Here is an 18,839-nt window from a genome sequence, read left to right on the forward strand (position 1 = left end):
GTGATGATGCGCATCGGCCAGGGTTTCGATGTCCACGCGTTTGGCGAGGGTGGCCACGTCATGCTGGGCGGCGTGCGCATTCCGCATGATCGCGGCGTGGAAGCCCACTCCGATGGCGACGTCGTCCTGCATGCCCTGTGCGATGCCATCTTTGGCGCGCTGGCGCTGGGCGATATCGGGCGCCATTTTCCGCCGAGCCAGGAGCAGTGGCGCGACGTGGACAGCCGTGTCTTCCTCCGTCATGCCGCCGGCATGATGCGTGATCGTGGTTATGCGATGGGTAATGCCGACGTCACGGTCATCTGCGAGCGCCCGAAGGTAGGCCCGCACGCCCAAGCCATGCGCGAAATCATTGCCCGTGAGCTGGGCTGCGACGTGGAATGCATCAGCGTGAAGGCCACCACGACCGAAAAGCTGGGCTTCACCGGGCGCGGCGAGGGCATTGCAGCCCAGGCCTGCGTCCTGCTGGTTGTCGCATGACCGAGGCCGAAGCCCGCGGCTCCGCTAACCGGTTGCACGAGCAGCTGGAAGCCATCATCGATTTGCTACGCCGGCAGAAGCTGGTGGAGCAGGTGGCCCACGCCCAGCACGGCGTGCATCAGGACATCGTCGACAATCTGTTGCATCGCCAGCATCTGGCGGAGCTTCAGTTGCAGTTGGATGGCCTTCATCCGGCCGACATCGCGTATATCCTGGAGGCCTTGCCGCTAGAGGATCGCCTGTCCGTCTGGCAGCTGGTCCGGTCCGATCGCGACGGCGAGATCCTGCTCGAAGTGTCGGACTCGGTACGCGAAACCCTGATCGCCGACATGGACCAGGGCGAAATCCTCGCCGCCGTCGAGCCGCTCGAAGCTGACGAGCTGGCGGACCTGGTCGAAGACCTCCCTACCGAAGTGCTGCCGGAGCTGATGGCCAGCCTGGACGCGCAGCAGCGCGAGCAGCTGCAGTCGGCACTGTCGTGGAAAGAGGACCAGGTCGGCGCGTTGATGGACTTCGAGATGGTGACCATCCGCGAGGATGTGAGCCTGGAGACGGTGCTGCGATACCTGCGTCGTTTCGACGAGCTGCCTGCGCAGACCGACAAGCTGTTCGTAGTGAACAACGTCAACTTGCTGACCGGTGTTTTGCCGCTGCACTGGCTGCTGGTCAATTCGCCCGAGCGCATGGTGAGCGAAGTGATGGCGCCCGACGTCAACACCTTCCACCCCGGCGACGATGCGTACGACGTGGCACAGGCGTTTGAGCGCTACGATCTGGTGACTGCGCCCGTGGTCGACGACCATGGCCACCTGATCGGACGCATCACCGTGGACGCCATGGTGGACGTGATTCGTGAGGAAGGTGAGAGCGAGGCCTTGAGTCGCGGCGGTCTGCGCGAAGAAGAAGATATCTTCGCCTCCGTGTGGAAGTCGTTCCGCAATCGCTGGGCCTGGCTGGCGATCAATCTCGTGACCGCTTTCGTTGCCTCGCGCGTGATCGGCCTGTTTGAAGGCTCCATTCAGCACCTGGTCGCACTGGCGACCCTGATGCCGATCGTCGCCGGCATCGGCGGCAATTCCGGCAACCAGACCATCACGATGATCGTCCGCGCCATGGCCCTGGACCAGGTCAGCACGGAGAGCGTGCGCCGCCTGTGGCGCAAGGAAATTACGGTATCCCTGGTGAATGGCCTGATCTGGGGCAGCGTGATCGGCGTCGTCGCGTGGATGCTCTACGACAATTTTGCACTCGGCGTGGTGATGACCGCGGCGATGACACTGAATCTGCTGCTCGCTGCCTTTTGCGGCGTCGGCATCCCGATGCTGATGGCGCGAGCCGGTCGCGATCCGGCACTCGGATCGAGCGTATTGATCACCGCCATGACCGACAGCGGTGGCTTCTTTATTTTCCTGGGTCTGGCGACCCTGTTCCTGATGTAAGGATGTCGCCTCGAGCGGCTTCCGGATGATGGCCGTGTCGCGGCCGAAGGATTGACGATGTCCGAGCTTCCCTACGCCTACGGCGCGCCGCCGTTGACCGCGCAGCTGCGCGCCACCCCTGAAGACTTCCAGGTTGAAGAACTCCTTGGCTATGAGGCCGACGGCGAAGGCGAGCACGCCATGCTGTGGGTGGAAAAGCGTGGCGCGAATACCGATTGGGTCGGTCGCGAGCTTGCGAAGTTCGCTGAAGTGTCACCCGTGGGCGTGGGTTTTGCGGGCATGAAGGATCGCCACGCCGTAACGCGCCAGGCGTTCACCGTACAGCTCGCCGGCAAACCCGATCCCGATTGGTCGGTATTTCCTCACGCCGAAGTGAGGGTGCTTGCAGCCACGCGGCACAAGCGCAAGCTCAAGCGCGGTGCGTTGCGCGGCAACCGCTTCGTCATCGTGCTGCGCAATGCGCAGGGCGACCGGGACGCCGTTGAACGCGTACTGCAGCAGATCGCCACGCGCGGTGTGCCCAACTATTTTGGCGAGCAGCGTTTCGGGCGCGAGGGCAGCAATATCGCCCAGGCGCGTGCCATGTTCGGTGGCAAGCGTGTGGACCGTGACAAGCGCAGCTTTCTGCTGTCTGCCGCGCGATCGCACATCTTCAATGCCGTGCTCGCTGAGCGCGTCGAGCGCGATGCGTGGGACAAGCCGCTTGAAGGTGAGATCTGGTCGCTGGCCGGGTCACGTTCGTGGTTCGGACCGGAACCGTTCGATGCCACGCTGGCCGATCGTGTTGCCCGTGGCGATATCCATCCGTCGGGGCCGCTCTGGGGGCAGGGCGATACGCCCGCTCAAGGACCTGCCGCCGAGGTCGAGAACGCGGTGGCGGCGGCCAATCAGGATCTGGCCGACGGGCTGGTTGCCGCGCGAATGGACCAGGAGCGACGTGCACTGCGTCTGCTGCCTACCGATCTGAAATGGCGCTGGTTGGATGAGGATGCGCTGGAGTTGAGCTTCGAACTGCCGGCGGGCGCGTATGCGACGGTGGTGGTGCGGGAGCTGGCGGTGGTTTGAGGGAGCGTGTCGGCGACTCGACGTAGTCATGTCGCCACCTCCCAGGGTCGTCATTCCCGCGAAAGCGGGAATCCAATGGCGATGAAATGAGTTGTGACTCACGGTGCCAAAGCTGAGCAAAGGCCGGCGAGTTATTCGCCAGGGGCGAGAACCCCATGTGGTCGCCCCTGGATTCCCGCTTTCGCGGGAATGACGACCAGACAAGGGGACGTGATGGCCTCGCCTCGTCTCACTTTCACCCCTTCAACAACACCACCACCGCCCCCGTCCCACCCTGCATCGGCCGCGCCGATGCAAATGCAATCACATCATCGCGTCGCCTGAGCAGGCGATCGGTCAGCGCCTTCAGCACCGGCCCCGCCGCCTTCGACCGCAGCCCCTTCCCGTGCACGATGCGCACGCAGCGAATCCCGTTGTGCCGGGCCTCGGCCAGGAAGTCCGCGATCGTCGCCGTGGCGGCGGCCGCATTCATCTGATGCAGGTCGATATCGTCCTGCACGCTGAACTGACCGCGTTTGAGCTGGCGGAGCAGCTTCGGCGGATAACCGTCGCGCAAATAGCTCAGTTCCTCGCCGACTTCCATGAGGCCCGGGTCGAACGCCATGTCCAGCAACTCGGCGGGGACAGCGGCTTCGTCAGCTTCGAGCATGTGGGCCCGTGGTTCGGGCTTTGGCGCTTCCGGTGGCGCGGCCACCTCGTCAAGGCGACGAATCTCGCCGATCGACTCGCGAAACAAGCGGGTGTCGTCGTCGGAGACAGGGTTGGGAGGCCGTCGCTTCATGTCGCGGGATGCCGGAGACGCCGTAGGTAATCCTTGTAAGTCTATGCGGGTGGCCGCCTAAATCCCAAGGCGCATTCCGAGGGGTGAAAAGAATGGGATGAGCCTGCCAAAGCGACGTCCTGTCAGCATGAAACCCGGGCCTCGCTCGGGTAGACTTCAGGGTCTATGGTGAATGCCGACAGTTTGGGGCGGCATTCCTACAAATTCAGATGGATAGCGATGCGAGTACTCGTTAGTAATGACGACGGTGTGGATGCCCCGGGCATCCGCGTCCTGGCTGAGCGACTGGCTGCGGCCGGGCATGAAGTGACCGTCGTGGCGCCGGATCGGGACCGATCGGGCGCCAGCAACTCCCTGACGCTGGATGCGCCTATTCGTGCGCTGCGAATGGACAACGGCTACTACCGCGTTGCCGGGACGCCCACGGACTGCGTCCATCTGGCCCTGGCTGGCATGCTCGATTTCGAGCCGGACATCGTGGTTTCGGGCATCAACAATTCCGCCAACCTGGGCGATGACGTCATTTACTCCGGCACGGTGTCGGCGGCGATGGAAGGTCGCTTCCTGGGATTGCCGGCCATTGCCGTGTCCCTGGTCAGCCAGGATCACAAGGGCGAACACTACGAGTCCGCCGCCAAGTCCGTCCTGCGGGTGATGGAACGCCTGGTGGTCGATCCGCTGCCCGCCGATACCATTCTCAACGTCAATGTGCCGGACCGTCCCTGGGACGAGATCCATGGCTACGAAGTCACCCGCCTGGGCAAGCGCCACCGCTCCAAGTCCTGCATCAAGCAGACCGACCCGCGCGGCAAGACCATCTGGTGGATCGGCCCTGCCGGCGACGTCGATGATGCCGGCCCTGGCACGGACTTCAACGCCATCCATCGCGGCTACGTGTCCATTACGCCCATTCATACCGACCTGACCCGCTACCAGGCGCTGGAGAAAGTCAGTACCTGGGTGCAGGGCCTGACCGATGCGATGGTCGATGCCGACGACAAGGCCGCGTGAGGTGAACGTGCATCCACTTCCGCCATCAGCATTGCGAGGGGAGGGGATGACCTCCCAGCGTGCGCGCGACCGCCTGGCTTCCAAGCTCAAGGAAGAGGGCATTCGCGACCAGCGCGTCATTGATGTCATTCGCAACCTGCCACGCCACCATTTCATCGACCAGGCGCTCCATTCGCGCGCCTACGAAAACACCGCGCTGCCGATCGGTCACGGCCAGACCATTTCCCAGCCGTGGGTGGTGGCGCGCATGACCGAGGCGCTGCTCGAATTCGGCATGCCGCAGAAGGTGCTGGAAGTCGGTACCGGCTCGGGCTATCAGGCGGTCGTGTTGGCGTCGCTGGTGCCTCAGTTGTTCACGGTTGAACGCATTGAGGAACTGCTCCGGCAGGCGCGCCGCCGCTTCCGCCAGCTGGGCCTCAACAACATCCGCTCCCGTCACGATGACGGCAAGCTGGGTTGGCCGGATGAGGCCCCCTTCGACGCCATCATTCTGACCGCTGCCGGTGACGCCATTCCGACGCAGCTGCTCGATCAGCTGAGCCCCACGGGCGTGCTGGTGGCGCCGGTGGGTTCGCCCAGCAGCCAGATGCTGATTCGACTGCGCGGCGACGGGCAAGGCGACTTCATACAGGAAGAACTGGGCGCGGTAAGTTTCGTGCCGCTGCTCGGCGGCATCGGTTGATGCGCTCCACGAAAGGAAATCCCTGATGCGTTTGTTTGGAGCGCTCTATGCGCGTGCCCTTAACTGGGCGCGCCATCCCAAGGCGGTCTTTTACCTCTGCGGCCTGAGCTTCGTGGAAGCCTTCATCTTCCCGATCATGCCGGAGGTGATGCTGGCGCCGATGATGCTGGGCAAGCGTCACAAGGCCTTTTTCTACGCCAACATCAGCTTGCTGTTCTCACTGCTCGGCTCGCTGGTCGGCTATGCGCTGGGCCACTGGGCCTTCCAGGCGCTGCATCCGGTGCTCGATGCCCTGCATTTGCTGGCGCCGATCGAACAGGGCGTGGAGAACCTGCGCACCCAGATGAACCAGCATTGGCTTGGGTTGCTGCTGGTGCTGGCGCTGGCCGCGCTGCAGCCGGTCGTGCCGATGAAGTTCGTGACCTGGGCGTCGGGCATCGTCGGCGTGCCGATTATCCCGTTCCTGGTCTGCATGGCCGTGGGCCGCGGCAAACGCGTGTGGCTGCTGGCCCTGCTGATCCGCATCTTTGGCGAACGTGCCGAACGCATCCTGCACAAGCACATCGAATGGATCGGCTGGGCGGCGGTGGTGATCCTTGCCGGGCTGGCTGTCTGGTGGCTGTGGCTGAAGTAATCACGAAGGGCTGACCGCTGGCTGCATGAAAATGCGCGGTCACCCCGTTATGCTCACCGCCATGAAAGGATTTCTCCGCTACCTCGCACCTGCCGCCATCGCGCTTACGCTGGCGGCATGCGTGACGCCGCCACCGCAGCGCTCGGTCATCGTTGAACGTGCCCCGTCGCGAGGCACGAGCACGGCGCCGACGCCTGCGCCGCGCGCATCCGCGCCGGGCGGTACCTACCGGGTGGTCCAGGGCGATACCCTTTATTCGATCGCTTTCCGCAATGGCGTGGACTTCCGAGATCTGGCGACCTGGAACAACATTGCCGCGCCGTACACCATCTGGCCGGGGCAGACGCTGAAGCTGTCCGCCAATGGTGGCGCCCGACCGCCGGCCCATACCGTGGCAGCCGCGCCCGTGGCGCACCCTGCGACATCCTCGACGGCGCCGGCCCATGCCGTAACGCCTGCTCCGACGCCGTCGCCCGGCTTCCAGAGTGTCGAGTCGTCGCCACAAGCCACCGCCACGACGGCCCAGCCGGCGCCGCAGCCGGCCACGCCGCCTGCGACCGCCGTTGCCAGCACCACGTCGGTGGTGCCGGTGGCCGGCGTGCCTGCCAGCGCGCATTCCGCGCCACCGCCGCCGGCTCCGCCCGCAGCGGTTCCCGCCGGTGCCAGTCGCTCAAGCGGTGGCGTCAACTGGCGCTGGCCAGCCGATGGCACGATCGGCAAACGTTTCCAGAGTGGCGATGCCATTCCCGGCATCGAGATTCTCGGCAAGACGGGTGATCCCGTCCGTGCTGCCGCCGATGGCGTGGTGGTGTACAGCGGCAATGGCCTGGTGGGCTACGGCGAGCTGATCATCATCAAGCACAACGACAGCTTCCTGTCGGCCTACGGGCACAACAGCAAGCGCCTGGTGAAAGAAGGTCAGCGAGTCAGTGCTGGCCAGCAGATTGCGGAAATGGGTGCGACCAGCGCACCGCGGGAGGAACTGCAGTTCCAGATCCGCAAGGACGGCAATCCCGTCGACCCGATGAGTTATCTGCCACCGCGCTGATGCGGTGGCGAGGGCGAGCGGGACACCCAATCACCTCGCGGCGGCGCCTCTAGGCGGGAAGGATGAACGCCGCGACGACGCGGCGGCTTTCGCCGGCCAGCAGGTCGTAGGTGCGTGCAGCGGCAGCGTTGTCCATCACTTCGACGCCGACACCCTTCTTGAGAAAGCCAGCGAGGAACGCCGCGGCAGGGAAGACCTGTCGATCGCCCGTACCCAGGATGACCACCTCGGGCTTGAGCTCAAGAATCGTGGACACATGCTCAGCGTCCAGCTGGCTCGCATGCGAAACCGGCCAGTCTTCCAGTACGCGAGCGGGCGATACCACCAGACTGCGGCTGTAGTCGCGGTCCACCACGGTGATGCTGTTCGGGCCTACGCGGCGGACGTACAGGTATTCGCCGGGGCGGTCGAGGGACAGGTCCATGCGCGTGGATCAGCGGGGCAGGGCGAGCTTCGGCTCGTCTTCGTTGCGGCGGAACAGAACGACGATATGACCGATCTGCTGGACGTTTTCGGCCGACGTGCCGTTGGCGAGGAAATCGATCTGCTCCTGACGCTCATCCTTGTCGCCGCCGGAAAGCTTGATCTTTACCAGCTCGTGGTGGGACAGCGCCAGGTCCAGTTCCTTGAGCACGGCGTCGGTCGCGCCCTTGTTACCCAGCAGGATGACCGGCTTGAGGTCATGCGCCAGGCTGCGCAGATAGCGGCGTTGTGAAGGGGAGATGGCCATGCGTTCAGTCTCAGATTCGCGGGAGCAGGACCGTAAAGGTTATCATGGCCCCATCCCTCCCCCTATCTGTGGCCGTTGCCGACCATGTCTCGCAGCAAAAGCAGTTCCCGCTGGCTGCGGGAGCATTTCGATGATGTTTATGTGAAGAAGGCCCAGTCCGAGGGGATGCGTTCGCGCGCCGCCTTCAAGCTGGAGGAACTGATCGACCGCGACAAGCTGCTCAAGCCGGGCATGCGCGTGGTTGACCTGGGTGCCGCCCCGGGCGGCTGGTCCCAGCTGGTCCGCCAGCGCATGGGAGACAACGGCACCATCATCGCCATGGATATCCTGCCCATGCAGGGTATTGGCGGCGTGAGCTTCCTGCAGGGCGATTTCCGTGAAGAAAGCGTCTTGCGCGAGCTGGAGGCCCTCCTGGAGGGCCAAAAGGTCGATCTTGTGCTCTCCGACATGGCCCCCAATATGAGTGGTGTCGCCCTGGCCGATCAGATCCGCGCAATGGACCTGGCCGAGCTGGCACTCGATTTCAGCCGTCAATGGCTGAAACCCGGGGGAGCCTTCCTGATCAAGTTGTTCCAGGGGGTGGGATTCGACGATTACCTTCGTAGCTTGCGCGCGGACTTTTCGCGCGTAACTATGCGTAAACCAAAGGCCTCACGCGCACGTTCGAGTGAGGTATATGCACTGGCCACGGGAAAGAAGGCCAGTGGCGGTCAACCGGGCGAGAACCGTGCATGAACGAAATGGCTAAAAACCTGCTGCTCTGGCTGATTATCGCGGTCGTGCTGCTGACGATTTTTCAGAGCTTCAATCCGCACAGCGCGTCGTCGTCCGACCTTGCTTACAGCAGCTTTGTGCAGAACGTGGACAACGGCAACGTGTCCACGGCGATGATCAGTGCGGATCAACCTGCTGCGATCACCGGCAAACTGAAGGACGGCAGCGCTTTCCGTACCGTCGCCCCCGTGTTGGGCTTCTCCACCAACCAGGTGGTCAAGCAGATGCAGGACAAGGGCGTGGAAGTGCGCCAGGAGCCTTCCAATAACGGCTTCTCGCTGCTTGGTCTCCTCCTCAACTGGTTGCCGATCATCCTGATCGTCGGCGTGTTCATCTGGTTCATGCGCCAGATGCAGGCCGGTGCGGGCGGTCGCGGCGCCATGAGCTTCGGTCGCTCGCGCGCCAAGCTGCAGGGCGAGGACCAGATCAAGGTGAATTTCAGCGACGTCGCCGGCTGCGACGAAGCCAAGGAAGAAGTGGGCGAGCTGGTCGAATTCCTGCGCGACCCGGGCAAGTTCCAGAAGCTCGGCGGCAAGATTCCGCGCGGCGTGCTGATGGTGGGGCCCCCGGGTACCGGTAAGACGCTGTTGGCCAAGGCCATCGCGGGTGAAGCCAAAGTGCCGTTCTTCTCGATCTCCGGTTCGGACTTCGTTGAAATGTTCGTGGGTGTCGGCGCCAGTCGTGTGCGCGACATGTTCGAGCAGGCCAAGAAGCACGCGCCGTGCATCATCTTCATCGACGAAATCGACGCCGTCGGTCGCCATCGCGGCGCCGGCCTGGGTGGCGGTCACGACGAGCGCGAACAGACCCTCAATCAGTTGCTGGTGGAGATGGACGGTTTCGAGGGCACCGAGGGTGTCATCGTCATCGCCGCCACCAACCGTCCCGACGTGCTCGATCCCGCGCTGCTGCGCCCGGGTCGTTTCGACCGCCAGGTGGTGGTCGGCCTGCCGGACGTGAAGGGTCGCGAACAGATCCTCAAGGTGCACCTGCGCAAGGTGCCGACCGGGTCGGACGTGGATCCGATGACGATTGCGCGCGGTACCCCGGGTTTCTCGGGCGCTGACCTGGCCAATCTCGTCAATGAGGCTGCGCTGTTCGCTGCTCGCGAGAATGCGCGCGATGTGCGCATGAGCCACCTGGACAAGGCGCGCGACAAGATCCTGATGGGCACCGAGCGTCGCTCGATGGCCATGAGCGAGGACGAGAAGAAGCTGACCGCGTACCACGAAGCGGGCCACGCCATTGTCGGTCGCCTCGTGCCTGAGCACGATCCGGTCTACAAGGTCACGATCATTCCGCGCGGCCGCGCACTGGGCGTGACGATGTACCTGCCGGAAGGCGACAAGTACAGCATGAATCGCGTGGCGATCGAGTCGCAGCTGTGCTCGCTCTACGGCGGTCGTGTTGCGGAAGCGATCATCTTTGGTGAGGACAAGGTCACCACCGGCGCCTCGAACGATATCGAGCGCGCCACGCGCATGGCGCGCAATATGGCCACGAAGTGGGGCCTGTCCGATACGCTCGGTCCGATGACGTACGGCGAGGAAGAGGACGAGGTGTTCCTTGGTCGCGCCGTCACTCAGCACAAGAACGTTTCTGACGAGACCGCACGCAAGATCGATGAAGAAGTCCGCGCCATTCTCAATCGCGCTTACGCGCGCACGGAGAAGCTGCTGACCGAGAACATCGACAAGTTGCACGTGATGGCAGAAGCGCTGCTGCAGTACGAAACCATCGATGCGCACCAGATCGACGAAATCATGTCGGGTCGCATTCCGGGGCCGCCGGCTGACTGGAGCAAGACCGCCTCACCGGGTCCCACGCCGCCGCCTCCGCCACCGCGCAGCGACACGGGAAAGGTGGGTGATCCTGCGGTGCAGAGTCGCCAGACGCATTCCTGACGGCGAGTAAAGCAAAGTTGCAGAAGAGGGCGGCCATCAGGTCGCCCTCTTTTTTTGCGTGCACGCATGGGGTTGCGCACGGCAGTGCAAAAAAGTGAAACAAAAGTGCGTCAAACCCCTAGGCGAAGGTGTCGTGGGGTGGCTACAATGCGCGTCCGCTGAGGCGGGTCGTCCTCATCCGAGATGAACACTTTCACCTCCGATGAAAAAATTCTTCAAAAAGTATTGACGACAACGCCTCGAACCTGAATAATTCCGCTTCTCGCTTCGGCGCTTTACACTTCGGTGTTAAGGCGACAAGGCAAACGTTTTACAGCGCGCCCGTAGCTCAGTTGGATAGAGTACCAGGCTACGAACTTGGTGGTCGGGAGTTCGAATCTCTCCGGGCGCGCCATTTTAAGCAGGGCATGATGTTCGCATCATGATTGCGCCGCAGGGCAGAACATCGTCATGCGGAACCGGACGAAAGATGTGTTCGGTGTGCTTCGATACGGATTGACTGGGCGAAGCCGCACCCGTAGCATTTCAAAGCTTCGACGTCGCGAAAGCGATCGAGGGTTCGAAATCGGGGTATAGCTCAGCCTGGTAGAGCGCCAGCTTTGGGAGCTGGAAGTCGTGGGTTCGAATCCCTCTGCCCCGACCAAGCAAGTGCGATGCACATTGTGCAAAGCGCCTGTAGCTCAACCGGATAGAGCATCGGCCTTCTAAGCCGACGGTTGCAGGTTCGATTCCTGTCGGGCGCGCCAACACAATACAAAGTTATGGTGGGCGTAGCTCAGTTGGTTAGAGTACCGGATTGTGATTCCGGTTGTCGTGGGTTCGAATCCCATCGCTCACCCCAAATTTAAAGTTTTACGGGCCGTTAGCTCAGTTGGTAGAGCAGTTGACTCTTAATCAATTGGTCGTAAGTTCGAATCTTACACGGCCCACCAACTGGAAAGGCGCTTAGCGAAAGCTAAGCGCCTTTTTCTTTGGCCTCGCGCAAATGGACGGCCAATCGCATGCTGATGCGTCATGCTTTCTCCCGACATGACTTGCTGCATTTGCGAATTAATCCGACTGACGCTACTGATGGCGCGCGCTGGTCTGCTGCACGTAGGGTATGGATATCAACGAGCATCTCCGGCGCGCATCCATCCCTGCTGACGGAGCCACCAGGTTGACTTCGCACGACCGCGACGGAATACCCGAATCCACGGATGGCGATGCCGGCAAGTCGATGCCGGACGACGCGTGGATAAGTCTTTTGAACGAAGGCGCTTCGACTGCAAGTGTCGAACTTGCAGCGAAAGGCTTGTTCGGACTGTCGATCATCATCCTTGTCACCCAACTCTGGACCTTGTTCACGCGCTCGACGTATCGCAGTTTCGCGGCCATGGCCGATCAGTGGGTCGTCGCTGGTGGCGTCCTTTGGTGCTGCATGGCAGTGCTGATCTGTGCCGCCATATGGCCAAGGAACGGACTGATGTGGTCGAAGCAACAGCGACTGGGCTGGACCCTATCCATCACGTCGGCCGCGCTCATGGTGTCCATCAAGTTCTTCATGTTCGAAGTAGGCAAATTGCGCCATAACGTCGAGATGGAGGATTTTTTTCGCGCGTCCGGATATCCGGCCTGGTTTCACTACGCGATAGTCGCCTTGGAAATCGCTGGCTCACTGGTGGTGTTGCTTGCTGGACTGAAAGGCCGCGTGACTGCGTCGCTGATGCTGTTGGGCATCATGGTCGGCGCAATCCTCACGCACGTCCACAATGGCGATCCGTGGTCCGATGCCTACGATGCCCTGTTCCAGGCGGCGTATCTGGCGGTGTTGCTCGTCCTGTGTCTTATCGCTCGAAACCAGGCGACCTTAAGGCGTCTGTGAGTCGATGATCCGGAATGTCGGCGTCGCATGCGGACGATTCACTGAATCGCAGGCATGAAAAAGGCCCCTTATAGGGGCCTCAATCAGTGGTACCGGTGATAGGACTCGAACCTACACTCTGTCGCCAGAAGCGGATTTTGAGTCCGCCGCGTCTACCATTCCGCCACACCGGCACTGCGAGCGGGGCATTATGCCGGGTTTAGTGAACCGGGTCGAGACCTAGCTGGCGATCCGTGCGCGAATAGCACTGCGGCTGTTCCATGGGCTGGAAGATGGCGCAGTGGGTCATGTTGCCGGAGTAGATGTGCAGGCTCACGGCGACGCTGTCGTCGCTGGGGTTGCGAATGGTGTGGTATTCGTGCGGCGGGATCAGGCTGCCGGCGGAGCCGGGGCCGGCCTGGATCGAGCCAACCGGGGCGAAGCGCCACTGTCCGTCAGCATCGCTGAGGCGTTCGTACTGCACCACTTCCAATGCGCCGCTCCAGACACCTTCCACGCACCACATGCCGCAATGGTCATGGATCGGGGTGCCCTGGCCGGGGCCCCAGGTCATGGCGACGACGCAGTAGCCGTGTTCATCGCTGCGGTACAGCTCGCGGCGGGCGTAGCGGCCCTCGGCAGTCTCGAACACGCAGTCAGGCAAGGTGACTTCCTTGCCGCGAATGAGCTTGCACAGGCTATTGCGCAGGCTGTCGGTGATTTCGGGCGTGGTCGGCTTGCTGACGGCTTCGTCGATGGCGTCGATCAGCTTGCGACAACCGGGGAATTCCAGGGTAAGCATGGCAATCTCGGGAGCGCGACTAACGTCTTGATCTTACCAGACTGTTCATGGTCTGGCAGGAAAGCGCTCATACTTGCGACAGAAAATTCCCGATTGCCCGGCTGTAGTTCTCGATATCGACCAGAAAGGCATCGTGCCCCTGGGGTGAATCCAGCGCCACGAACTCGACCGCGGCGCCGGCTGCCTCCAGGCCCTCGGCGATCTGCTCTTGCTGCTCCAGCGGGAACAGGATGTCGGTGCTGACGCCGATGACCAGGGCCTGCTCCACCTGAATGCGTCGCAACCCTTCGTGAATGCTGCCGCCGCCGTACTCGGAAATATCGAACCAGTCGCTGGCCCTCGACAGATAAAGGTAGCTATTCGGATCAAAGGTGTGCACGAAGCGGCGTGCGTGGCCTTCCAGGTACGATTCAACCTCGAATTCAAAGCCGAAGGGATTGTCGTCGCGCTGTTCGGCTTCCAGGCGGATGCGCGCGAATCGGCCATTCCATTCCATGGCGGAACGGTAGGTGATCACGCCCAGCTTGCGCGCGATGCTCATACCCGTGTCGGGGTAACTGGCGTCGTCGTACAGGCCATCGTTCCATTTCGGATCGAGCCGGATGGCCTCGCGCTGAAGCGAGCGGATAGCGATGGCAAAAGGTTGCGCCTGCGGCGCGGTGTCAACGCTGATATGCGTCCGGACGCTGCCGGGGTGGAGCACCATGTAGGCCAGCGCACTCATGCCGCCCATCGAGCAGCCGACCAGGCAGGCGAGTTGATCGATGCCCAGACCGCTCACGGCCGCATGTGCCGCGTTGGCAACGTCCTCCAGCGCCAGCTCCGGGAAGGTAAGTCGGTAGGGCTGGCCGGTGGCCGGATCGGGCGACGCGGGGCAGGTGGAGCCTTTGTCGCTGCCCAGCGAATTCACGCAGATCACGAACCAACGGGAGGTGTCGATCGCCTTGCCGGGGCCGATCATCGCTTCCCACCAGCCGTGCGACGGATCTTCCGCGTTCGATGCTGCGTGGGCACTCGGTGACAGGCCGGTAAGGATCAGCACGGCGTTGTCGCGCGCTTTGTTCAGGTCGCCCCAGGTTTCGTAGGCGACACGCGCGCCGTGTAGTTCGCCGCCGCGCTTCATCGGGAAGGGCGAAGGTAGTTCGAAGTAACGGCGAGCGTCCTGGCTCATTCAGTGGACCTTGTCGATGATGATCGAAACGGGTGTCTTGCTGTCGACGGCAACCACGCCTGCGTCGCCTTCCAGATCGCCGCTCTGGGCGATGGCCTGGCCGCTGCTGCTGATGCGGGCGCCGACAAAAACGCGCGGCACGGTGGAGAGCTTCAGCTGCGGCGTCATCGCCATGGCATCGGTGAGCGTCACGGTGGCGGGCAGGGCCGTGGCATCCAGGCGGGCAACAGCGAGCGGCATCGGCGGGCCCTGTTCGGCGCGGGCATAGACGAACAGGGTGGCGCCCGGCGCGAGCTTTTCTTTGAGAGCGGGCGAAAGCGTCACGCGTACTTCAAGCGAGGCCCCTGCTGGTGCGGCTTCGGTTTCCGACGGGGCCTTGCCGCCAGCGCGTGCCTCCGCGACGGCGATCTGCTCCTGGACGGCTTTGGCAACGCTGGAGCCCGGGTCGAGCAGGGGCTGCAAGCGGCGCCAAGTGTTGGCGGCGTCGATGTATTGTCCCAGTTGGAAATCGCTGATGCCCAGCAGCCACAGTCCGCGCTGGTTGTCCGGCTCGATCTGAACAGCGCGCTCCAGCAGATCACGGGAGCGACCTTCGATGCGGTGATCGGTGCGGGCGATCGAATCGGCTTCGGCCCACCCGATCATGGCGCCGGTGACGTTCGGGTCGAGCTTGAGGACACGGTCGTAGGCATCGCGTGCCTCGTCCGGCTTCTTCATTTCACTGTAGGTACGGCCGAGCAGCAACCAGCCCTGGATATCGTCGGGTTTCTCGACGAGGTGCTGGCGAAGCTGGGCAACCGCCTCGTCGATCGTCATGGAGGGATTGGCATCCGCCACCTTCACGCCGTCGAGTGCAGCTGGCGTACCGACAGCCAGATACAGGCCGGCCGCCGACAAGGGCACCACGAACGCTACCAGGAGCGCGAGCACGAAAACGCCACGCGAACGTCCCTGCCGGCGTCCTTGTCGAATGAGCGGAAGCAGCAGCAGGGCGAGCGCCACGGCGATCATCACCGCGGCGGCCAGGAAAAAAGCGAGCTTCACCAGTCGTCCCCTTCGTCGTTCGCGGCAGGGCCGGCGTCGTTGCGATTACGTTTGCGGATGGTCGTGACCACCACGGCGGCACCGGCCAGCAAGATCGCCAGCGGTCCAAACCAGAGCAGGAGCGTGCTGCCCTGCACCGGCGGGTCGTACAGCACGAAATCCGAATAGCGGTCGACCAGGTACTGCTTGATCTCCGCGTCTGATTTGCCAGACTGCATCAGCTGGAATACTTCGCGGCGCAGGTCGCGCGCGAGGTCGGCATTGGAGTCGGCGAGGTTCTCGTTCTGGCAGACGAGGCAGCGCAGTTCGCGGGTGAGCTTCTGGAAACGCACCTCTTCGGCGTGATCCTTGAAAGGCAGCGGATCGATGGCCTGCGCGAGCACGACGGTGCTGAGCGCCATCAGCGCCGCCAGCGCAAGCGAACGGAGCAAGGCGCGCATCAGGGCGCCTCCTTCTGCAGCGCGGCGATGGCCGGCTTGAGTTCCTTCTCGATCACGTCCGGCGTCAATGGGCCGATGCGCTTGTAGCGAATCACGCCCTTGGCGTCGACCAGAAAGCTCTCCGGTGCGCCATATACGCCGAAATCAATGGCCGTGCGTCCTTCGTGGTCGGCGATGACCATGGCGTAGGGGTTGCCGTGTCGGTCGAGCCACGCCTTCGCGTCACCCGGCTCGTCCTTGTAGTTGTAGCCGACGATGGGCACGCCGATGCGCTGGCCCTCGGTCATCAGCACAGGGTGTTCTTCGCCGCAGGCAATGCACCAGCTGGCGAAGACGTTGATGAGGTAGGGCTTGCCCAGCATGCTGTCGCGACTGACGGTCTGCGTCGGATCATCAAGGCGCGGCAGCACATAGGCTGGCGCGGCCTTGTTGATCAGCGGCGACGGGACTTCGCGCTGGTCGTGCTGCGTGTTCCACCAGATGCCGAAGCCGAACAGGGCAACCAGCAGAAGGAAACCGAAGAACGGAACCAGTCGACTCATGCACGCGACTCCTGCGAAGTGGCGATCACCGTGGGTGCTGCCTCGGTCTCCGCCGCGCGACGCGTACGAAAGCGTCGATCAGCCGCACTGAAGAACCCACCCAGCATCATGAACAGGCCGCCGGCCCAGATCCAGCGCACGAAGGGCTTGTGGTACAGGCGCAGCGCCCAGGCGCCTTCCGGATTGTTGCGATCCATCGGCTCGCCCAGTGCGACATAGAGGTCACGCGTCACACCCGGGTCGATGGCCGATTCGGTTTGAACCTGGCCGCGCGTATAGGTGCGCTTCTGCGGATGCATCACGGCGATCTCGCGACCCTTTCGCAGCACCGTGACGACGCCCTGGTCGCCGTGCCAGTTCGGACCTTCCGTGACATGGACACCGTCGAAGCGGAAGTCATAGCCACCGATGGTCTGGGTCTGGCCCGGCGCCATGCGCACGTCGCGCTCGACGCTCAGCGATTCGGTGAGCAGCACGCCGGCAAGGAACACGCCCACGCCAAAATGCGCGAGCAGCATGCCGGCCATCTCAGCCGGATAACGGCGTCCGGCGGGCATTTCGCGCCAGCGCTTTAACACGTAAAGCAACGTGCCGAAGCCGCACCACACGGCCGCGGCGGTGCCGGCGATGGCTTTCAGCTCGAAGCTCGTGACAAAGGCGGCCACGATGGCGCACGCCACGGTTGCGATACCCGCGCGGACGGTGACGTTCTTGAGTAGTGATGCATCGCCCTTGGTACCCCAGCGCAAATAGGGGCCATAAGGAAGCAGCAGCACGATCGGAATCATCAACAATGTGAAAAGGAAACCGAAGTAGGGCGGTCCCACCGACACCTTGCCCAGGTGCAGCGCATCGCCAACCAGCGGGAACAGCGTGCCCAGCAACACCATCGCCGCGGCGACGGTGAGCATCAGGTTGCCAATCAGGATGGCCGTTTCGCGCGATACGAGACCGAAGGGTTTGCCACCCCCTACTTTCGGTGCGCGTAAGGCATAAAGCAGCAAAGACCCACCGACGACGACGGCCAGGAAGCAAAGGATGAACAGGCCACGCTTCGGATCCGATGCAAACGCATGCACCGAGGTCAGCACGCCCGAGCGCACCAGGAAGGTGCCCAGCAACGACAGCGAGAACGCGAAGATCGACAGCAGGATGGTCCACGCGCGCAAGGCGCCGCGCTTTTCCGTCACCGCTTGCGCGTGGATCAGCGCCGCACCGACCAGCCACGGCATGAAGCTCGCGTTCTCCACCGGGTCCCAGAACCACCAGCCGCCCCAGCCCAGTTCGGCATACGCCCACCAGCTGCCGGCGACGATGCCGGCCGACAGGAACGCCCATGCGACATTGGTCCAGGGACGCGCCCATCGCACCCAGGCCTGCTCCAGCTCACCCCCAAGCAGCGCGGCGATGGAGAAGGCGAACGCCACCGAGAAGCCCACATAGCCCATGTACAGCACGGGCGGGTGGAAGGTCATGCCCGGATCCTGCAATACCGGATTCAGATCGCCGCCGTCGCCCGGCATCGGAATCAGCCGCTCAAACGGATTGGACGTGAACAGGATGAAGGCGAGAAAGCCGACGGCGACCAGGCCAAGCACGCCGAGCACGCGCGCAACGAACACGTCGGGCAGATTGCGGCTCAGCGCGGCCAGCGCGACGGTCCAGATGTTGAGGATGAAGATCCACAGCAGCAGCGAACCCTCATGGGCGCCCCAGACGGCCGCGAGGCGGTAGTACCAGGGCAACGCAAGATTGGAGTTGTCGGCGACATAGCGCACCGAAAAATCGAACTGCAGAAATGCCCAGCTCAGCACGCCGAACGCCAGCGCGACGAACACCGCCTGTCCCGCTGCAGCCGGACGTGCCACGGCCATCAGCGCGCTGTTGTTGCGCCACGCACCGATCAGTGGCAGCACGCCTTGCGCGAACGCCAGCAGCAGGGCGAGGATGAGGGCGAGCTGGCCGATTTCGGGGTTCATTGCGATTTGTCCTGCGCGGCTTCGTCAACCTGCTTACCTTCGTGCGCCTTGGCCATGGCGTCCTTCAGCTCCTTCGGCATGTAGGTTTCGTCATGCTTGGCGAGCACTTCGGTGGCGATGAAGCGTGCGTTGTCCATGTGGCCCGTGGCGATCACCGACTGGTTGTCGCGGAACAGGTCGGGAAGGATGCCGTTGTACTCAACGGGCATCGTGCCGCTGGCATCCACCACGGTGAAGGTCACTTTCAGCGAATCGGGACTGCGCTGGATGGAACCTGCCTTGACCATGCCGCCGAGACGGAAGGTCTTGTACGCGGTCGCTTCACCCGACTGCACCTGGCTCGGGGTGAAGAGGTAATTCATGTTCTGCTGCAGGGCGAACACAGTGAGGCTGACCGCGACGACGGCCGCGGCGATAACCAGCAACACGATGGTGAGACGACGCTTGCGAGTGGGATTCATGAAAGATGC

The 18,839-nt window shown here is 63.1% G+C and carries 20 protein-coding genes and 6 tRNA genes; 15 read left to right on the forward strand and 11 right to left on the reverse strand.

What is annotated here, in order from left to right; all coding sequences use genetic code 11:
* Window positions 1-6 precede the first annotated feature (6 nt).
* Genes ispF through truD form a run of 3 tightly spaced genes read left to right on the forward strand, consistent with a single transcriptional unit; the run spans window position 7 to window position 2,984 of the window.
* Complete coding sequence (gene ispF, locus EYV96_RS02460) at window positions 7-480, forward strand: 2-C-methyl-D-erythritol 2,4-cyclodiphosphate synthase (protein ID WP_131151460.1); 474 nt, start codon at window positions 7-9, stop codon at window positions 478-480.
* Window positions 477-1,919: a magnesium transporter gene (gene mgtE / locus EYV96_RS02465; protein ID WP_131149932.1), complete on the forward strand. Its 1,443-nt coding sequence runs from the start codon at window positions 477-479 to the stop codon at window positions 1,917-1,919. The genes ispF and mgtE overlap by 4 nt, the downstream gene beginning before the upstream one ends.
* Before the next feature lie 57 nt (window positions 1,920-1,976).
* Window positions 1,977-2,984 carry a tRNA pseudouridine(13) synthase TruD gene (truD, locus tag EYV96_RS02470; RefSeq protein WP_131149933.1) on the forward strand — a complete coding sequence of 336 codons (1,008 nt, stop codon included), beginning with the start codon at window positions 1,977-1,979 and terminating at the stop codon, window positions 2,982-2,984.
* 235 nt (window positions 2,985-3,219) lie between these two features.
* Here truD and EYV96_RS02475 read toward each other — a convergent pair whose 3' ends face one another.
* Window positions 3,220-3,765, reverse strand: coding sequence for a Smr/MutS family protein (locus EYV96_RS02475; RefSeq protein ID WP_131149934.1), 546 nt, complete (start codon window positions 3,763-3,765; stop codon window positions 3,220-3,222).
* Between the two features lie 219 nt (window positions 3,766-3,984).
* Between EYV96_RS02475 and surE the strand changes: the two genes are divergently transcribed.
* From surE to EYV96_RS02495, 4 genes are read left to right on the forward strand one after another with little or no spacing between them, the layout of a single operon-like run.
* Entirely contained in the window at window positions 3,985-4,776 is a 792-nt protein-coding gene (gene surE / locus EYV96_RS02480; protein WP_131149935.1) for a 5'/3'-nucleotidase SurE, read from the forward strand.
* A gap of 46 nt (window positions 4,777-4,822) precedes the next feature.
* Entirely contained in the window at window positions 4,823-5,458 is a 636-nt protein-coding gene (locus tag EYV96_RS02485; RefSeq protein ID WP_425478690.1) for a protein-L-isoaspartate(D-aspartate) O-methyltransferase, read from the forward strand.
* 25 nt (window positions 5,459-5,483) lie between these two features.
* Complete coding sequence (locus EYV96_RS02490) at window positions 5,484-6,092, forward strand: YqaA family protein (protein WP_131149937.1); 609 nt, start codon at window positions 5,484-5,486, stop codon at window positions 6,090-6,092.
* 49 nt (window positions 6,093-6,141) lie between these two features.
* On the forward strand, window positions 6,142-7,140 hold the full coding sequence (locus EYV96_RS02495) for a peptidoglycan DD-metalloendopeptidase family protein (protein ID WP_131149938.1): 999 nt from the start codon (window positions 6,142-6,144) through the stop codon (window positions 7,138-7,140).
* A 49-nt stretch (window positions 7,141-7,189) separates the two neighbouring features.
* Here the strand turns inward: EYV96_RS02495 and EYV96_RS02500 are convergent, their stop codons facing one another.
* Window positions 7,190-7,564, reverse strand: coding sequence for an Mth938-like domain-containing protein (locus EYV96_RS02500; protein WP_131149939.1), 375 nt, complete (start codon window positions 7,562-7,564; stop codon window positions 7,190-7,192).
* A gap of 9 nt (window positions 7,565-7,573) precedes the next feature.
* A complete protein-coding gene (yhbY, locus tag EYV96_RS02505; RefSeq protein WP_131149940.1) occupies window positions 7,574-7,870 on the reverse strand; it encodes a ribosome assembly RNA-binding protein YhbY in 297 nt (98 codons plus the stop codon).
* Between the two features lie 84 nt (window positions 7,871-7,954).
* Here yhbY and rlmE point away from each other — a divergent pair, with 84 nt between their 5' ends.
* From rlmE to EYV96_RS02545, 8 genes are all read left to right on the forward strand, one after another.
* Entirely contained in the window at window positions 7,955-8,605 is a 651-nt protein-coding gene (gene rlmE, locus EYV96_RS02510) for a 23S rRNA (uridine(2552)-2'-O)-methyltransferase RlmE (protein WP_131149941.1), read from the forward strand.
* On the forward strand, window positions 8,602-10,548 hold the full coding sequence (gene ftsH / locus EYV96_RS02515; RefSeq protein WP_205746073.1) for an ATP-dependent zinc metalloprotease FtsH: 1,947 nt from the start codon (window positions 8,602-8,604) through the stop codon (window positions 10,546-10,548). The genes rlmE and ftsH overlap by 4 nt, the downstream gene beginning before the upstream one ends.
* A gap of 317 nt (window positions 10,549-10,865) precedes the next feature.
* Window positions 10,866-10,942: transfer RNA gene (locus EYV96_RS02520), tRNA-Arg, on the forward strand.
* Between the two features lie 172 nt (window positions 10,943-11,114).
* Window positions 11,115-11,191: transfer RNA gene (locus EYV96_RS02525), tRNA-Pro, on the forward strand.
* Between the two features lie 26 nt (window positions 11,192-11,217).
* Window positions 11,218-11,294, forward strand: a tRNA-Arg gene (locus EYV96_RS02530).
* 18 nt (window positions 11,295-11,312) lie between these two features.
* Window positions 11,313-11,389 (forward strand) — tRNA-His (locus EYV96_RS02535).
* 15 nt (window positions 11,390-11,404) lie between these two features.
* Window positions 11,405-11,480 (forward strand) — tRNA-Lys (locus EYV96_RS02540).
* Window positions 11,481-11,650: 170 nt separating this feature from the next.
* Window positions 11,651-12,412, forward strand: a complete 762-nt coding sequence (locus EYV96_RS02545; protein ID WP_131149942.1) for a DoxX family protein — start codon at window positions 11,651-11,653, stop codon at window positions 12,410-12,412.
* An 87-nt stretch (window positions 12,413-12,499) separates the two neighbouring features.
* Here the strand turns inward: EYV96_RS02545 and EYV96_RS02550 are convergent.
* The 8 genes from EYV96_RS02550 to ccmE form a co-directional block, all read right to left on the reverse strand.
* Window positions 12,500-12,585, reverse strand: a tRNA-Leu gene (locus EYV96_RS02550).
* Window positions 12,586-12,611: 26 nt separating this feature from the next.
* Window positions 12,612-13,193 carry a cysteine dioxygenase family protein gene (locus EYV96_RS02555; RefSeq protein ID WP_131149943.1) on the reverse strand — a complete coding sequence of 194 codons (582 nt, stop codon included), beginning with the start codon at window positions 13,191-13,193 and terminating at the stop codon, window positions 12,612-12,614.
* A 67-nt stretch (window positions 13,194-13,260) separates the two neighbouring features.
* Window positions 13,261-14,364 (reverse strand): homoserine O-acetyltransferase MetX, encoded by a 1,104-nt coding sequence (metX, locus tag EYV96_RS02560; RefSeq protein WP_131149944.1) that lies wholly within the window; start codon window positions 14,362-14,364, stop codon window positions 13,261-13,263.
* Window positions 14,365-15,408, reverse strand: coding sequence for a tetratricopeptide repeat protein (locus tag EYV96_RS02565; RefSeq protein ID WP_131149945.1), 1,044 nt, complete (start codon window positions 15,406-15,408; stop codon window positions 14,365-14,367).
* On the reverse strand, window positions 15,405-15,848 hold the full coding sequence (locus tag EYV96_RS02570; protein ID WP_131149946.1) for a cytochrome c-type biogenesis protein: 444 nt from the start codon (window positions 15,846-15,848) through the stop codon (window positions 15,405-15,407). Before EYV96_RS02570 ends, EYV96_RS02565 begins: the two co-directional genes overlap by 4 nt.
* Window positions 15,848-16,390 (reverse strand): DsbE family thiol:disulfide interchange protein, encoded by a 543-nt coding sequence (locus EYV96_RS02575; protein ID WP_131149947.1) that lies wholly within the window; start codon window positions 16,388-16,390, stop codon window positions 15,848-15,850. The genes EYV96_RS02570 and EYV96_RS02575 overlap by 1 nt, the downstream gene beginning before the upstream one ends.
* A complete protein-coding gene (locus tag EYV96_RS02580) occupies window positions 16,387-18,369 on the reverse strand; it encodes a heme lyase CcmF/NrfE family subunit (RefSeq protein ID WP_131149948.1) in 1,983 nt (660 codons plus the stop codon). Before EYV96_RS02580 ends, EYV96_RS02575 begins: the two co-directional genes overlap by 4 nt.
* Window positions 18,366-18,830 carry a cytochrome c maturation protein CcmE gene (gene ccmE / locus EYV96_RS02585; protein ID WP_131149949.1) on the reverse strand — a complete coding sequence of 155 codons (465 nt, stop codon included), beginning with the start codon at window positions 18,828-18,830 and terminating at the stop codon, window positions 18,366-18,368. Before ccmE ends, EYV96_RS02580 begins: the two co-directional genes overlap by 4 nt.
* Window positions 18,831-18,839 lie beyond the last annotated feature (9 nt).

This window comes from Dyella terrae, assembly GCF_004322705.1.
Classification (GTDB): domain Bacteria; phylum Pseudomonadota; class Gammaproteobacteria; order Xanthomonadales; family Rhodanobacteraceae; genus Dyella_D; species Dyella_D terrae.

What these genes read in the sequence shown, in the direction of transcription:
- ispF (WP_131151460.1), top strand. Translation starts at nt 7, where the DNA reads ATGCGCATCGGCCAGGGTTTCGATGTCCACGCGTTTGGCGAGGGTGGC.
- mgtE (WP_131149932.1), top strand. Translation starts at nt 477, where the DNA reads ATGACCGAGGCCGAAGCCCGCGGCTCCGCTAACCGGTTGCACGAGCAG.
- truD (WP_131149933.1), top strand. Translation starts at nt 1,977, where the DNA reads ATGTCCGAGCTTCCCTACGCCTACGGCGCGCCGCCGTTGACCGCGCAG.
- EYV96_RS02475 (WP_131149934.1), bottom strand. Translation starts at nt 3,765, where the DNA reads ATGAAGCGACGGCCTCCCAACCCTGTCTCCGACGACGACACCCGCTTG.
- surE (WP_131149935.1), top strand. Translation starts at nt 3,985, where the DNA reads ATGCGAGTACTCGTTAGTAATGACGACGGTGTGGATGCCCCGGGCATC.
- EYV96_RS02485 (WP_425478690.1), top strand. Translation starts at nt 4,823, where the DNA reads ATGACCTCCCAGCGTGCGCGCGACCGCCTGGCTTCCAAGCTCAAGGAA.
- EYV96_RS02490 (WP_131149937.1), top strand. Translation starts at nt 5,484, where the DNA reads ATGCGTTTGTTTGGAGCGCTCTATGCGCGTGCCCTTAACTGGGCGCGC.
- EYV96_RS02495 (WP_131149938.1), top strand. Translation starts at nt 6,142, where the DNA reads ATGCTCACCGCCATGAAAGGATTTCTCCGCTACCTCGCACCTGCCGCC.
- EYV96_RS02500 (WP_131149939.1), bottom strand. Translation starts at nt 7,564, where the DNA reads ATGGACCTGTCCCTCGACCGCCCCGGCGAATACCTGTACGTCCGCCGC.
- yhbY (WP_131149940.1), bottom strand. Translation starts at nt 7,870, where the DNA reads ATGGCCATCTCCCCTTCACAACGCCGCTATCTGCGCAGCCTGGCGCAT.
- rlmE (WP_131149941.1), top strand. Translation starts at nt 7,955, where the DNA reads ATGTCTCGCAGCAAAAGCAGTTCCCGCTGGCTGCGGGAGCATTTCGAT.
- ftsH (WP_205746073.1), top strand. Translation starts at nt 8,602, where the DNA reads ATGAACGAAATGGCTAAAAACCTGCTGCTCTGGCTGATTATCGCGGTC.
- EYV96_RS02545 (WP_131149942.1), top strand. Translation starts at nt 11,651, where the DNA reads ATGGATATCAACGAGCATCTCCGGCGCGCATCCATCCCTGCTGACGGA.
- EYV96_RS02555 (WP_131149943.1), bottom strand. Translation starts at nt 13,193, where the DNA reads ATGCTTACCCTGGAATTCCCCGGTTGTCGCAAGCTGATCGACGCCATC.
- metX (WP_131149944.1), bottom strand. Translation starts at nt 14,364, where the DNA reads ATGAGCCAGGACGCTCGCCGTTACTTCGAACTACCTTCGCCCTTCCCG.
- EYV96_RS02570 (WP_131149946.1), bottom strand. Translation starts at nt 15,848, where the DNA reads ATGCGCGCCTTGCTCCGTTCGCTTGCGCTGGCGGCGCTGATGGCGCTC.
- EYV96_RS02575 (WP_131149947.1), bottom strand. Translation starts at nt 16,390, where the DNA reads ATGAGTCGACTGGTTCCGTTCTTCGGTTTCCTTCTGCTGGTTGCCCTG.
- EYV96_RS02580 (WP_131149948.1), bottom strand. Translation starts at nt 18,369, where the DNA reads ATGAACCCCGAAATCGGCCAGCTCGCCCTCATCCTCGCCCTGCTGCTG.
- ccmE (WP_131149949.1), bottom strand. Translation starts at nt 18,830, where the DNA reads ATGAATCCCACTCGCAAGCGTCGTCTCACCATCGTGTTGCTGGTTATC.